Source organism: Eubacteriaceae bacterium Marseille-Q4139 (assembly GCA_018223415.1).
In the GTDB taxonomy this organism is placed as follows: Bacteria; Bacillota; Clostridia; order Lachnospirales; family Lachnospiraceae; genus CABSIM01.
Genome location: JAGTTQ010000001.1, coordinates 490,715 through 504,863 on the forward strand (window position 1 = coordinate 490,715; position 14,149 = coordinate 504,863).

The window sequence follows — 14,149 nt, forward strand, 5'->3', positions numbered from 1 at the left end:
GAACGATACATGGACTTCGTGCATATTGGCGGCTGACGGCCATACTCTGCATTTTCCCAGCCGCAGCAGCTTTGTGCACCGCTTTTCAGCGGTTTTGCCCTTGCCTGTATCAGGTAATTATATACGATTTTTTCATGATTTTATAATACATTCTATGTATATCCGTTATGCGTCTTTGCGGAAGGCACAGTCTCCAGAAGCCGTGCAAACGCCTCCGCTTCCATGGGACGATAATAAAAATATCCCTGAATCTCATCGCAGCCAAGCTTCTCCAAGAAATCCACCTGTTCCTGCTTTTCCACGCCTTCTGCAACAATCTGCATTCCCATGTTCCGAACCATCTCCATGGTCGAGCGCAGGACAGTTTCTTCCTCTTCTGAGTCAATCAGGTCGATCAGGGTCTTGTCAAACTTGACTCCCTGGAACAAATCCCGGCGCAGGTTCGCAAGGTTGGAATTTCCCCGTCCGAAATCATCCATCAGCATATAGAAACCTGCCTGCCGGAATTCCCGGATGACCTTCACCGCGTCTGCCCCGACCGATTCCTCGGTAATCTCCAGATAGACGCAGTCCTGGCCTATGCCCGCACGCTCCAGAATCTGCTGGTACCGGTGCACAATGTCAGGCACCAGAAGGCTGCCGCGGGATATATTGACTGAGACAGGGATCATGGGCATTCCTGCTTCCAGCCATTTTTTCTGCTGAAGGCAGACCTTCTCAAACACATATTCATCCAGCTGCACGATCTTTCCGCGTTCTTCCAAAAGAGGAATGAACCGTCCCGGAGAAATAACCCTGCCGTCTTTTCCACGCCAGCGCACCAGGGCCTCGGCGCCTCCAACGCACTTTCTGCGGACGTCATATTTCGGCTGATACCATGCCTCGATTCCGCTGTTTTCCAGCGTCCGGTCAAATTCATCCAGAAGAAGAACCGTATCCGTAAGTTCGATGGCGGCCTGCTCATCATAGGCATGATAAAGGGTTCTTTCCATTTTGGCAAGGCTTTTGGCAAACATCACCCGGCCGCGGAGCCGTTCAATGGTCACGCTGCTGTCCGATGCACAGTATCCAAATACCGGTTTGCTCTGGTACGCATAGATCATACGGAGCTTTTCCAGGATCTGTTCGTTCAGTTTCTGACACACGGCTCCTGCTTCTTCCACGGCTATGCCTGGAAAGAAAAAGATAAACTGGTCGTCCGACACGCGCGCGGCAATTTTGTTTGTTCCATCCTTTTTGGCAAACATCCTGCCCAGCTCCCTGATAACTTCATCGCCTTTCCTGGCGCCAAAGTACCGGTTAATCAGCTTAAATTCCACAATATCGCAGGCAATCAGAATCCCGTCTTTGTTCCGCATCCGTTTGAAATCCCGCTTAAACGCCTCATAATTCGCCTCACCCGTGAGGACATCCCGATAAGCCAGCCTCTCCAGCTCCTGTTTCTGGCGGCGCTTCATACGCAGCAAAAAGAAGATTAAAACGGTCACATAGGAGAGCACCAGTGCCAGAAGGAGAAGCACGGAATTAAAGAGGTTGTTGACCCGCGCTTCCACACTGTTTTCCGGGATCGCACTGAGCATGCTGATTGACATTTTAGAGCCATGGCTTTGCAGGGAAATGGGCAGATAGTAGCTGAACCGGCCCTCGTCCAGAATCGTGTAATAGCCCCCGCCAGCCCTGGAATTGTGCAGATCTTCCGCCAGCTGATCCGCAAAGTCCCGGTTGTCTGCGCTGCCTTCCTGTAAGCGCTCAAAAATATTATCACCGATTGAGAACATACAGCTTTCCGATGCCGCCACAATGTCCCCGTCCTGATCCATCAGGCAGAACCTGGCCTCTCCGTCAAATGAACCAACATCCAGAAGCGATGCAATGCTTTTTGAACTGAATATCTGATAAAGGAATCCGGCAGGCACATTTTCATCTTCATAGACGGGGATTCCAAGCAAAATACCCCCCCCCATGAGCTGATCGCTGTCCGGCCACTGGATCGGAATTTCGGCCAGGCAAATGTTTTCTGCCTTATTTTCACGAAACAGAATGCTATCTGACAGATCCACGTCCAGCCCAATGCTGTTCCACCCGATTCCGGAAACATCCGTGTATCCAATCCACTCAAAGTTATAAAGGTCCCTCCGGCTCTGCTGGTTCCGGATCTTGTCCCGCCGCAAGTTCTCCGGCCCCTCATTCATAAGAAGCCAGACACTGTTCAGATAATCCACCCTGCTCTGGAGCATCTCCATGATCGCCTTCGAGCTTTCCGTTGACACACTCCGCAGGGTATAAAAGGACTCTGCACTGATATCACGGCTGAGTTTGCCGGTCAGGAAAAAACATCCCAAAATCAGCATGATAGTCAGGAAGACAATAAATGTAATATTTGTGAGCTTGTAGATGCTTTTTTCTTTCCTGATGCGGAAATCTTTTATGGAAAACATTCCGATCTTGTCCTCCTCTCTGGAGTGTCCTGGTGTGATGATGTGGCTTTGGGGGGAAAATAATGGTGAAGGCTTCCTGTTTGGGATTGGGCAGGAAAGGATCACTCCCCCGCACATCTCCCCGCCAGCATCCCGGTCGACCAGGCGATCTGCAAATTGAATCCCCCCGTCACGCCGTCCAAATCCAGCACTTCCCCGGCGAAATACAGCCCCGGCGTCTTTTTCGACTCCATGGTGGACGGGTTCACCTCCCGGACGTTTACGCCGCCCTGGGTGATGATCGCCTCGTTGTAGCCGCGAAGCCCCGTCAGCGTCACGCGGAATTTTTTCGTAACCGAAAGGAGATCGTGCCGCTCCTTTGCCGTGATCTCGTTGACCTTCTTTTCTGGGTCGATGCCGCTGCGCCCGATGATGACAGGGATCAGCTTGGATGGGAACAGATGGGACAGCGCGTTTTTGAACTGCTTATTTTTTGCCTCCTCGAAATCCCTTAAAAGCCTGACGTCAAGCTGTTCCTCCGACAAGGCCGGCTTTAAGTCGATGTCGAGAAGAAGCGGCTTTTTCTTTATGATTTTCGCCGCATAGCTGCTGGCGCTTAAAACAACCGGGCCGCTGACGCCGAAATGGGTGAACAGCATTTCGCCGAATTCCTTCCAGTACACCTTTTTCCCGTCATGCATCGTCACTTCGATATTTCTTAATGAGAGCCCCTGGAGCTCCCGCACATCCTGTTCTTCGCAGACAAAAGGCACGAGCGCCGGCGAAAGAGGTGTCACCGTGTGGCCGGCCGCCTTTGCAAATCCGTAGCCATCGCCGGTGGAGCCGGTGGCCGGATAGGAAAGCCCGCCGGTGGCCGCAATCACCGCACCGGCACGCACGCTCCGGTGCCCGTTTTTTAAGATGACGCCGCAGACACGCCCGTTTTCAAAAAGCAGCTCCTCTACCGGCTCGTTTAAGTGAATTTCGGCGCCTTCCTTTTCTAATTTCCGCTTTAACGCCGCAATGACATCCGAAGACTTGTCGGAAACCGGGAAAACACGGCCGCCCCGCTCCGTTTTTAAGGGACAGCCTGCGACTTCCAAAAGCTCCATCATATCAAAATTCGTGAAGCCGTAAATGGCGCTGTATAGAAATTTCCCGTTGGATACCATGTGGGAAAACAGTTCCTCCGTCTCGCAGGCATTCGTCACGTTGCATCGGCCTTTTCCTGTGATATAAAGCTTTTTCCCAAGCTTTTCATTCTTTTCATACAGCACCGCCTCATGGCCGCACTGCAAAACTCCCAGGGCGGCCGCCATTCCGGCTGCGCCGCCCCCGATAATAATCACCTTACTCATGCTTTTTCTTTTCTTTTTCCACTTCTTTTATTTTCTTCTCCAGGGCCTCCGCCACCGTCTCCAGCACCTTCACCCTGGCATAGTATTTGGAATTTCCCTCCACAACGATCCACGGCGCGTATTCCATGGACGTCTTTTCCAGCATCTCATTGACGGCTTCCTCATACTGATCCCATTTTTCCCGGTTCCGCCAGTCCTCATCGGTGATCTTCCACTGCTTTTCCGGGTTCGTCATCCTGTCGTTGAACCGCCGCTCCTGCTCGTCTTTGTCGATATGGATCCAGAACTTTAAAATCACCGCGCCGGCATGGGAAAGATGCAGCTCCATATCGTTGATCTCCTGGTAGGCCCTGTGCCATTCGGCCTCCGTACAAAATCCCTCGATCCGTTCCACCATGACGCGCCCATACCAGGTGCGGTCGAAAATCGCAATGTGGCCGTCCTTCGGCACATTGTTCCAGAACCGCCAGAGATAGTGGTGGGATTTTTCGATGCCGCTTGGCGAAGCCGTCGGGCAGACCTTATAGCCTCTTGGATCCAGATGGCTCGTGAGCCTGCGGATCGCGCCGCCCTTTCCGGCCGCGTCCCAGCCCTCAAAGCCAAGCACCACGGGGATTCTCAGCCTGTAAAGCTCGCCATGGAGCACGGAAAGCTTTTTCTGGAGCTTGCTTAGCTTCTTCTTATACTCCTCCCGTTCCAGGCTTTTGCTCAAATCCGCCTTTGAGAGGATGCCCTTTTTATAGCGGTCCGGCGGCAGGTGGCCGTCAAACAGTACAGGAGCCGGCCCTGCATTTTTCGCCCTTAACGCTTCTTCCATGCAGTCTGCCACTGCCTCTAAAATCCGCATGGCGCCGTAGTTTTTATCCTCTGCTTCGATGACATGCCACGGCGCATACGGCGCGTGGGTTTTTTCCAGCATTTCATCGCTGAACTCCCGGTATTTTCCGTAATGCTCATTCCGCTTCCAGTCCTGTTTCGTCACCCGCCAGGACGTCTCTTCGCTCTCTTCCAGCCGCAGGAACCGTTTTTTCTGCTCCTTCTTTGAAATATCCAAAAACAGCTTAATCAAAACAGTTCCGCCGTCCGTGAGCTGTTTTTCAAAAGCCAGGATGTCATAAAAGGCATCCTCCAGCTCACTCTCCTTTGTCTTTCCGTCAAACCGATCCGACTGTACTTTCCGGTACCAGCTCGTATCAAAGATTACGATCCTCCCGGCGGCAGGCGTTTTCGTCCAGAAACGCCATAAAAACGGACGCATGGACTCCTCTTCCCCGTCCTTGTCCCCGGTATAGACGTCAAAGCCCCTGGGGTCTAACGCCTGGATCAGGCGGTTGATCTGGAGCCCCTTTCCTGCGGCGTCAAAGCCGTCGAACAGGATCATGATGGGGATCCCCGCCTCCCTGCATTTCCTCTGGAGCGCGCCAAGGCGGATATCCAGGGCTTCCCTGGCCTTTTTGTAGGCTTTCTTATCCATCTCAGATGTCAGGTCGATCCGTTCCAGCATAGGTTTTCCTCCTTTTTTACCGGAAGGCACAGAAGCCCGTGTCCCTGCGGGGGCACGGGCATGGCCGGTTTACTCAAATGCCTTTGCTGCCTTCGGCATCATTTCGCTGATTTTAATGTGCTGCGGACATTCCTTCTCGCAGTGGTGGCATGCGCGGCAGGCATCTGCCTTCGTCTCAAGGGCATTATAAGCCTCTTTGGCCTTAGCCATTCCGTGACTTGCCGTCATGTTGTAGGCCGCAAAAATCTCCGGGATGTTGAGGCCGAACGGACATGGCATGCAGTATGCACACTTCGTACAGTTTACAAGGGCCATCTCATCGAAAATCTTCTTCGCTTTCTGATAAATTTCCCTCTCTTCCTCTGTCACCATTCCGATATGGCTGCGGGACGCGTAAACCAGGTTGTCCTCCACCTGCTCCGGCTCCGTCATTCCGCTTAAGAGAAGGCTAACCTCCGGCTGATCCCAGATCCAGTCAAGGGCATACTCCACATGGGACTTTCCGTCTGCCGGGAACATCTCTGCCACATGGGGCGCAAGATTTGCAAGCTTTCCGCCGAGAAGCGGCTCCATGACTACGACGCCGAGTCCCTTGGAAGCTGCATACTTTAAGCCCTCCGTGCCGGCCTGGTAGTTGGTGTTTATATAGTTATACTGGATCTGGCAGAATTCCCATCCGTCATAGTAATCAATGATTTCCTTGAAAAGCTCCAGAGAGTCATGGAACGAGAAGCCGATATGGCGGATTTTTCCGCTGGCTTTTGCCTCGTCTAACTTCTTTGTGAGATTAAATTTCTTTACCTTTTCCTCGAACCGCTCGCGGCTCAGTGCATGAAGCAGATAGAAATCAATGTGATCGGTCTCCAACTTGGAAAGCTGTTCGTCAAGGTACTTGTCGAAATCCTCTTCCGATTCCAGAAGCCATACCGGCAGCTTGTCCGCCAGATATATTTTCTCCCGATATCCGTCCTTTAATGCCTTTGCGACAACAAGCTCGCTTGTTCCCTGATGATAGGGGTAAGCCGTATCAATATAGTTGACGCCGTTATCAATGGCATGGCGGATCATGGCGATTGCCTTTTCCTCGTTGATGGTCTTATCCTCATGGATCGGAAGACGCATGCATCCGAAGCCAAGGGCCGACACTTCAATTCCTGTTCTGCCAAATTTTCTGTACTCCATAAAAGGTTCCTCCCTCTCTTATTTTTATATAGTTTTCGCAGTCGTCCCCGGCTCTCCGTTTTCTTCCCCGGAAGTCTGTTCTGTCCTGCGTCCGCTTTCCGGCTGGCTCATGGCGGCATGTTCCCTGCTGATTTCCCGGTACAGATGGAGCGAGTCCCAGTACTGGTTCGTGGGCGTCAGCACCGCCTTATAGTCCACGCGGCCTGCTCCTGCCTTTCTAAGGCCCAGAATCACCGCGTCGACCCGCGCAGAAGAAAGACCGGCCATCACCATCATCTCTTTCTCAAATTCCTCTCCGCCGTACTGCTCCTCTACCGGTTCGATCTCCTTCACGCCGGCCAGATATCCGATGGGCTGGAGATATTCCTCCTTTTTTACGGCCTTTAACCGCATCCCCAGGGGCAGAAGCGCCCGCTTTACCCTGGAAAGCCGCTCCGGATCAGAAAAATGGTACAGGAGAATTGTCTCCTTCATGGCTGTATCATCCCTTCCATAAACATTTGTTCTTCTTAATCATACCTTATTTTTAGGAATTTTTCAACTTTCCATTGATTTTTTTCAAATTTCTGTTATAATAGCTTTGTTCCGGGGTATGGCGTAGCTTGGTAGCGCGCTCGGCTGGGGGCCGAGAGGTCGCAGGTTCAAATCCTGTTGCCCCGATTTTTTCTTTAAAAACAAGGGTTTGCAACATCTCAATATGTTGTGAACCCGATTTTTTTGACTGACTTTTCTCTCCATCTGCTCAATGATATCTTTTTTTCGTTTATATCAGACATATCAAAGATATAATATGTTTCGTTCACAATTTAGGTCAGTTTACAAGGATCTACACGCAGACCATGAAACGGGGGGATGCTGACAACAAATAAGGGGTTGTCGGGAAATAAATAGTCCCAAATAGAGAACGGCGGATAAGGTACAATAAGTTTCGCAAATTGAAAAGTAGTTAAAAAGAGACATGGTTTGCAGCCCTCTGGTAGAATGAAGTCACGACACACCATTCTGAAAGGAGACAACAAACCATGTCCGAAAAGATTGTACAGCTTAACGAGGAAGTAATCAAGGGTCAAATCAAAGAACTGGTACGAGGCAGCGTAGAGGAAACCCTCAACGAACTGCTGGAGGCCGAGGCGGAGAAGCTGACCCAGGCGGCCCGGTACGAGCGCAATGAGCAGCGTCAGGGCTATCGCAGCGGCCACTACAACCGTAACCTCACCACCACTTCCGGGGACGTCACTCTCAAGGTTCCCAAACTCAAGGGAATCTCTTTTGAAACCGCCATCATTGAGCGGTATCGCCGCCGGGAGAGCAGCGTGGAAGAAGCCCTCATTGAGATGTACCTGGCAGGCGTATCCGTTCGGCGTGTGGAGGATATTACCGAGGCCCTCTGGGGTAGCAAAGTCTCTCCCTCCACTATAAGTGAGTTAAACAAGAAAGCGTATGTCCACATCGAGGATTGGCGGAACCGTCCTCTGCAAGGCGGACGATATCCGTATGTCTATGTGGATGGGATCTATCTGCGCCGTAACTGGGGCGGCGAATTTGAAAACGTAGCCATTCTTGTGGCAATTGCGGTCAATGAGGACGGATACCGTGAGGTTCTGGGTGCCGCCGAGGGCATGAAGGAGGACAAGTCCAGCTGGGTCAGCTTCTTCCAGTGGCTGCGTGGCCGAGGTCTGGACGGTGTGAAACTCATTGTTGGAGACAAGTGCCTTGGTATGCTGGAGGCCGTGGGAGAAGTATTCCCCGAAGCCAAGTACCAGCGCTGTACCGTCCACTTTTACCGCAATGTATTCTCGGTCACGCCTCGCTCCAAGGTGAAGCTGGTGGCAAAGATGCTCAAGGCGGTCCACGCCCAGGAAAGCAAGAAAGCAGCCCGGGAAAAGGCCAAAGCTGTGGTGGAAGAACTGCGCTCCATGAAACTGAAAGAGGCGGCCAAGAAGGTAGAGGATGGCATTGAGGAGACGCTGACCTACTGCGATTTTCCCAGCGAGCACTGGACTCGCATCCGTACCAATAACGTTATTGAACGACTCAACCGGGAGATCCGCCGCCGTACCCGTGTGGTGGGCAGTTTCCCGGACGGCAATTCCGCCCTTATGCTGGTCTGTGCCCGGCTGCGCCATGTGGCCGGCACCCAGTGGGGCAACAAGAAGTACATGAACATGAAGCACCTGGAGGCAGCCCTTGAAGATGCCTCCATTGCTGGCTGACTTCACTCATGCCAGACCCTGCAAACCATTTTGCGAAAAATACTTGACACTACCGAACGGCGTGATAACTGTTCTCTATTTTTTCCAGAAAAAGAGGGTATCCCCTCAAGTTACTTCATGACTTTTGGGACACCCACCATTCTTATGCCGCTTTTGAATAATCAATAATTGAAATTTCCTGCAATAGCTTCTTTGCATCGTCAATGATTTTTTCCAGATGCTCCACCACATCGCCGGTATAAAAAATTTCATCGCATTCAGCGCATTTATAGCAAGGCACATTCCTGACGATTACAAGGCAATTTCCTAAATCGGTTACGCTTGTTGCAGTACCTTTTTCCATCATTGCGCCACATTTAAAACATTTCATTTTCTCCGCTCCCTTCTAGTTTTAAAGTCTGGTTCCCATTGTTCTAAATTTGGGAAATAAGCCGTTATTAAGTGTATATAATTATCATTCATACTTACAACCACATGTAAATATTTATTATTTATCGACATACCTAATATTAAACAGCTTGGAAATGGTTTATCATCTTCATATTGTTTAATAATTTCCCCTGTTTCAATACATTTTATAACATCCTGCATTTTAATATTTCATTCGATTAGTCTATTTCTTGCGTGTTCTGTCAATATTATATTTTCTGATTGGTTTATTTTTCTTAGTTCATCAATATCAATCACTTTCCCGCCTCTCTTTCTATTTTTTCATCAATCGCTTTAACAATATATGCTGATATGCTCAAATCAGCTTTTTCAGCATATTCTTTTACCTTTTCTTTATAATTTAATGGTGCAAGTATATTTATTCTATCATAGTTATTTTTCTGATATTTGTTACTAGCAACAGTCCGGGCATTTTTCCCATCCTCTCTTTTTGCGCGTGGCATTTTCTCACCGCCTTCTTTTTAATTATTTTATCACATTTAATATAATTGTACAGCTATAAAATATGTACAATATTTTTATATGTGTGCACTTATATTATTGCCTATTAAGAAATGGAGAATACTTTAGCCTGTTTTGCTGTCCGGAGTTTCCAAAGTGATCTGCACCATTTATCTTGGCCGTTGACCGAAACGGTTGGCTTGCTATTTTCCAGATAAAATAGTGTTCATAGAGCAAATACGCAAAAAATCGTTTACCTGTTCAAACTCAATCTTCAAATCTTGCTGAAAATGAGCGAGTAATGTTTGATGATTCCATTCATATTTTGTATTGTTCCATGAGAGAAACCTCTCAACAAAAATTTTGTGGTCAATATGAAACTGCTGAATACACTGCATTGTTATGGATACAAACTTTTGAATACCGACGGGAGCAAACACACGATCAGGAACACCTGAAAATGCAACAAAAATTGCTCCGTCGGAATGCGGCCCCCTATAATAACAATATTTATCAGCTAAACCGCAAGTTACGATGGACAGATTATGTCCATTGAATGTTTCATCCAATGTAAATTCTGCTGTTGTTAATGGTTTTAAATTCCAGCGTTCCCCCATTACTCTTGTGTGCGTGGCCACCTGAATAATATTTTCGGAAAATCCGTTGATATTTTCCCATCCCCACAACCATGTATTGCTTGATATCGCCTCACTTCCGATAAATTGAAGCGGATATTTTTGATTTCCAAAAAGTATGATGCCCTCTGAAAAATCAACATTCCAGTCCTGTTTTTTTACCACCTGTTCACTACAAGCAGTCTGTATCGCTATCATTTTGCCCAGGCAAGCTGAAAACACCTGAAACCAATTTTCTGTATCAATATTGAGATGTTCTATCCAAATATTTTTCCCTTTATCCTGTTCTCCGTCTTTCTCCCCAAATCTCATTTATATCTTCTCCATGATGTATTCTATTTTCGTCCCCGTTGTGAGGCTGGATTGTTCAGCAAGTCTGATTTCTCCAAAATCTTTGAGCCGCTTACAGATGTATGGATAGTTCCATGCTTTCTCTCTTTGTCTGCTCGATAAATGGGAATTTGCAGATTAGTCCCACACGATCTCCAAACAATCGAAGTTTTCTGGGATTGGTGGTACACACGAATAAATATTTAATTCCGTTTCAATTACTCCATCAGAGCATAACCATTCACAATTTACTAATTTTTCTAATTTCTCAGGCGAGATAGTCGTGCAAACCACGATTGTATCTCCCGCAAGAACCAATTCTTCTATCCCATCATTTTCTACGATTTCTGTATCATCGTGCAACGCAACACGCACCCACGCTATGTCGGGCATTAGCTCAATCTTCCGTAGCATATCCCATATTTCAGAAATCGTCGGACGACCAAATTCCCATTGATTTGGAGCGATGGAGTCCTCCTCTGTATTTCCATTGAAAAATTCATCGAGCGTCAATAATGGGAGGCGTTCTTCATTTTCTTCCAATATTTTTTTGAATGTACTCAGTTCTATCATAGTCACAACTCTCCTTTCAAATTCCGATTTGTCGCTCTCTTACTTTCTCCTCCGCTATGGGTTTGGATTTTTCAGCAAGTAGGACTTTTCCGCAATCTTTTTCAGCCACTTCTTTTCTTCATCGGACAGCTTCTTGTAATTCAGCTTGAGCCGCTTACAGATAAAGGCCATAGCCGCCTGTTCCGGGTCGCTGTCCTCGCTGGCGGTTTCCTCGGCGGTCTGCAAAAAATCTTTCAAAGTTATCCTCCGGGACGCTGAAAAAATCGTCCTTGTGGGCTTCCCGGAGGTCAAGGGCTATCTTGTTTATATCCTGCTGTATCACATGGCGGCAAAAACTTTCCTCGTCAATGTGGGCTGTGATTAGCCGTCTTAACTGCGGGTCAGTCAAGCCGGGATTGTGCTGTTTCATAATGGTTGCGCTCACAGTGTCCACAATGGCGTTTGCACCCTGCACCTGCTTTGTCGCTATGCCGTTCACATAGATTTCAAGGTCGGCCATGAGCCGGGGGAAATCCGGGTGTGTTGCCAGCTTACACAAAAGGGAATTGTCCACCAGCCCACTTTGCAATAGTTCAATCATATCATCACTCAAACGCAGGTCTGCAAGATCGGCGTTTGGGTGATTTTTTGTGTGAGAGCGGCACAGCAGATAATCAACGGACACTTCATAAAACTTTGCCAACTGGATAAGGGCATAGTGGCTGATGTCCTTGAAGTTGTCCCCCTCATAACTGCCTAAAGCGGACTTGGAAAGGTGTGTCTGTTCCGCAAGCTGTTCCAGCGTCAATCCACGCTCAACGCGCAAGTCTTTTAGGCGTTCTGGTATGGATAGTTCCATGCTTTCCCTCTCCCTCCTTGTCTGCCCGATAAATGAGAAGTTGCCAGTTTATTCCAAATAGTTCTATCAAAGCCTGTCCTCACCTGGAGTGTATCTCTTAATAAGCACTTTCTCACAAGGAAGTGTCCGAAATAATTCCTCCATTAGCCTACTCCCAAATTCTTGAATGCGGTCATCTTCTGACAACTTCGGGGGATAGTCGCCGTCCCAAAGCCAAATATACAAATTCCAGATAATCTCCTCATCTGGAAACTTTACGCGGCCATTTTTCTCCCGATTAGGATAAAGTTCTAAACAGAGAGTGCTGTTTCTATGTCTAAAACAATATATATGGTCATATTCCGGTGGCTCCGCATCCGGTGTAGAGCAACCAAATGGACCAGTAGATTTTATCATGTTTAGTCCCTTGGGAATGCGGGAATCATTGATTTCTTTGGCAATTTTACTGTTTGCTTTTTTTATAATTTTAATAATTTCTTGTTCTGATAAATCGCCTGTTTTCAAACCATATTCATACATACCAGATTCAAACATTTACACTATCTCCATAGTTCAATTTTTCAGCCCTATAAATTCCAGTTTACCGTTCCATTTCTTCCATTTTACCACCATTCCAAGAGCGTGGAAATGGAGAGTTTTCCCAAAGTTATGGAAAGCATGCCCTCAGATCATTCCTCCCACGCTGACAGATGCGAAGCTCAGAAAGCGAGATGAAATCCATCGCAAAAGGCACGCTGAAATCGGCCGCAGCGAAAGAACCGGCGAAGCCCCGGCTCAGAAACAGTCAAAACAGCAAAGTTTTCGCTAAATTCCAAAAAGTTCTCTTGTCCCTCTCTGTCCGTTTCCGTATAATAGCCCGCAAACGCCTGTATCAGAGAGGAGGAATTTCATATCAGCCGTTTCTTTTCATTTCTCACGAAACAGCCCCCGGGCCGCATCATTACGCTTGGCTTTGCCGCAGTGATTCTGCTCGGAACCGTTCTTCTTCTGCTGCCGGTATCCATTAACCCCGGCATGGAAGTAAGCTTTGTCGATGCGCTTTTTACCTCCACAAGCGCCGTCTGCGTCACCGGCCTCATCGCCATCGACACGGCCGACCATTTCACGCTGTTCGGCCGGACGGTAGTCGCCCTTTTAATCCAGGTAGGCGGTCTCGGCGTCACCTCGGTGGGCGTCGGCTTCATCCTGGCCGCCGGAAAACGAGTCGGCATCAAAGGCCGCCTGCTCGTAAGGGAAGCCATGAATGTGGAAACCTCCAAAGGCATGATCCGGCTCGTAAAAGCCGTCCTGTTCATGACGCTGTGTTTTGAGCTTGCAGGCGCCATCCTCGGCTTTCTCGTATTTTCCCGGGACTATCCGCTTCCAAGGGCTCTTGAAATCAGCATCTTTCACTCCATCGCCGCCTTCAACAACTCCGGCTTCGACATTTTAGGCGGCATGCAGAACCTGATTCCTTACCAGTCGGACGTCCTCTTAAACATGACGACCTGCGGGCTTATTATCTTCGGCGGCCTTGGCTTTTTAGTCATCCTTGACGTGCTGAAAAACCGTTCCTTTAAAAAGCTCTGCCTCCATTCCAAGGTAGTCATCACGACGAGCATCGTCCTCCTTGGGGCCGGGACGCTTCTTTTAAAAGCCACGGAGGACATCACATGGATGGGCGCCTTTTTCCACAGCGTATCCGCCAGGACAGCCGGGTTTTCCACTTATCCCATCGGGGAGTTTTCAAACGCAGGCCTGTTTACCCTGGTCCTTCTCATGTTCATCGGCGCCTCCCCGGGTTCCACCGGCGGCGGTATCAAGACAAGCACCTTTTTCGTCCTGATCCAGTCCGTAAGGAGCCTCATGACAAAGAAGCCGTTCGGCGCCTTCCGGCGGACAATCCCGGCAGAGGGGATCTCAAAGGCATACCTCATCGCCTTCCTCTCCCTGCTTGTCGTATGCGCCGGAACCTTCCTTCTGTGCATTTTGGAGCCGCACACCGCCTTCCTCCCGCTGATATTCGAGGTAACGTCGGCCTTCGGCACCGTAGGGCTTTCCACAGGAATCACACCGGGACTCTGTGATATCAGCAAGCTGATCCTGGTGCTCATCATGTTCATCGGAAGGCTCGGCGCCTTCACCATCGCCTCCATGTGGGTATGCCGCCCGGCTCCCACGGCACGTTTTACGGAGGAATCCATCACCATCGGTTAAAGGAGAATTCAT

At 49.0% G+C, this 14,149-nt stretch carries 12 protein-coding genes, 1 tRNA gene and 2 pseudogenes; 3 read left to right on the top strand and 12 right to left on the bottom strand.

Going from position 1 to position 14,149, the window contains the following annotated elements; genetic code table 11:
• Positions 1–152: 152 nt before the first annotated feature.
• The 5 genes from KE531_02375 to KE531_02395 all read right to left on the bottom strand — a co-directional run bounded on the left by KE531_02375 (position 153) and on the right by KE531_02395 (position 6,935).
• Entirely contained in the window at positions 153–2,438 is a 2,286-nt protein-coding gene (locus tag KE531_02375; GenBank protein MBR9952479.1) for a GGDEF domain-containing protein, read from the bottom strand.
• Between the two features lie 101 nt (positions 2,439–2,539).
• The gene (locus tag KE531_02380; GenBank protein MBR9952480.1) at positions 2,540–3,775 is read right to left on the bottom strand and encodes an NAD(P)/FAD-dependent oxidoreductase; all 1,236 of its coding nucleotides are present in this window, start codon (positions 3,773–3,775) and stop codon (positions 2,540–2,542) included.
• The gene (gene pap, locus KE531_02385) at positions 3,768–5,279 is read right to left on the bottom strand and encodes a polyphosphate:AMP phosphotransferase (protein MBR9952481.1); all 1,512 of its coding nucleotides are present in this window, start codon (positions 5,277–5,279) and stop codon (positions 3,768–3,770) included. The genes KE531_02380 and pap overlap by 8 nt, the downstream gene beginning before the upstream one ends.
• 69 nt (positions 5,280–5,348) lie before the next feature.
• Positions 5,349–6,461, bottom strand: coding sequence for an aldo/keto reductase (locus tag KE531_02390; protein ID MBR9952482.1), 1,113 nt, complete (start codon positions 6,459–6,461; stop codon positions 5,349–5,351).
• A 24-nt stretch (positions 6,462–6,485) separates the two neighbouring features.
• Positions 6,486–6,935 carry a DUF3783 domain-containing protein gene (locus tag KE531_02395; GenBank protein MBR9952483.1) on the bottom strand — a complete coding sequence of 150 codons (450 nt, stop codon included), beginning with the start codon at positions 6,933–6,935 and terminating at the stop codon, positions 6,486–6,488.
• Positions 6,936–7,047: 112 nt separating this feature from the next.
• On the opposite strand from KE531_02395, the gene KE531_02400 reads away from it, so the two are divergent.
• Together KE531_02400 and KE531_02405 are read left to right on the top strand one after the other, a co-directional pair.
• Positions 7,048–7,121 (top strand) — tRNA-Pro (locus tag KE531_02400).
• Between the two features lie 362 nt (positions 7,122–7,483).
• On the top strand, positions 7,484–8,674 hold the full coding sequence (locus KE531_02405; protein MBR9952484.1) for an IS256 family transposase: 1,191 nt from the start codon (positions 7,484–7,486) through the stop codon (positions 8,672–8,674).
• Positions 8,675–8,816: 142 nt separating this feature from the next.
• Here the strand turns inward: KE531_02405 and KE531_02410 are convergent, their stop codons facing one another.
• From KE531_02410 to KE531_02440, 7 genes and pseudogenes are all read right to left on the bottom strand, one after another.
• Complete coding sequence (locus tag KE531_02410; protein ID MBR9952485.1) at positions 8,817–9,044, bottom strand: type II toxin-antitoxin system MqsA family antitoxin; 228 nt, start codon at positions 9,042–9,044, stop codon at positions 8,817–8,819.
• A pseudogene (locus tag KE531_02415) lies at positions 9,041–9,361 on the bottom strand (DUF4258 domain-containing protein). The gene KE531_02410 and the pseudogene KE531_02415 overlap by 4 nt, the downstream one beginning before the upstream one ends.
• The gene (locus KE531_02420; GenBank protein MBR9952486.1) at positions 9,358–9,567 is read right to left on the bottom strand and encodes an antitoxin; all 210 of its coding nucleotides are present in this window, start codon (positions 9,565–9,567) and stop codon (positions 9,358–9,360) included. Before KE531_02420 ends, KE531_02415 begins: the two are co-directional and overlap by 4 nt.
• 201 nt (positions 9,568–9,768) lie before the next feature.
• A complete protein-coding gene (locus KE531_02425; protein ID MBR9952487.1) occupies positions 9,769–10,512 on the bottom strand; it encodes a hypothetical protein in 744 nt (247 codons plus the stop codon).
• Positions 10,513–10,668: 156 nt separating this feature from the next.
• Complete coding sequence (locus KE531_02430; protein ID MBR9952488.1) at positions 10,669–11,103, bottom strand: hypothetical protein; 435 nt, start codon at positions 11,101–11,103, stop codon at positions 10,669–10,671.
• Positions 11,104–11,157: 54 nt separating this feature from the next.
• Positions 11,158–11,941, bottom strand: a pseudogene (locus KE531_02435) (helix-turn-helix transcriptional regulator).
• A 66-nt stretch (positions 11,942–12,007) separates the two neighbouring features.
• Entirely contained in the window at positions 12,008–12,475 is a 468-nt protein-coding gene (locus KE531_02440) for a hypothetical protein (protein ID MBR9952489.1), read from the bottom strand.
• Positions 12,476–12,832: 357 nt separating this feature from the next.
• Between KE531_02440 and KE531_02445 the strand changes: the two genes are divergently transcribed.
• The gene (locus KE531_02445) at positions 12,833–14,137 is read left to right on the top strand and encodes a H(+)-transporting ATPase (GenBank protein MBR9952490.1); all 1,305 of its coding nucleotides are present in this window, start codon (positions 12,833–12,835) and stop codon (positions 14,135–14,137) included.
• The last annotated feature ends 12 nt before the right edge of the window (positions 14,138–14,149 follow it).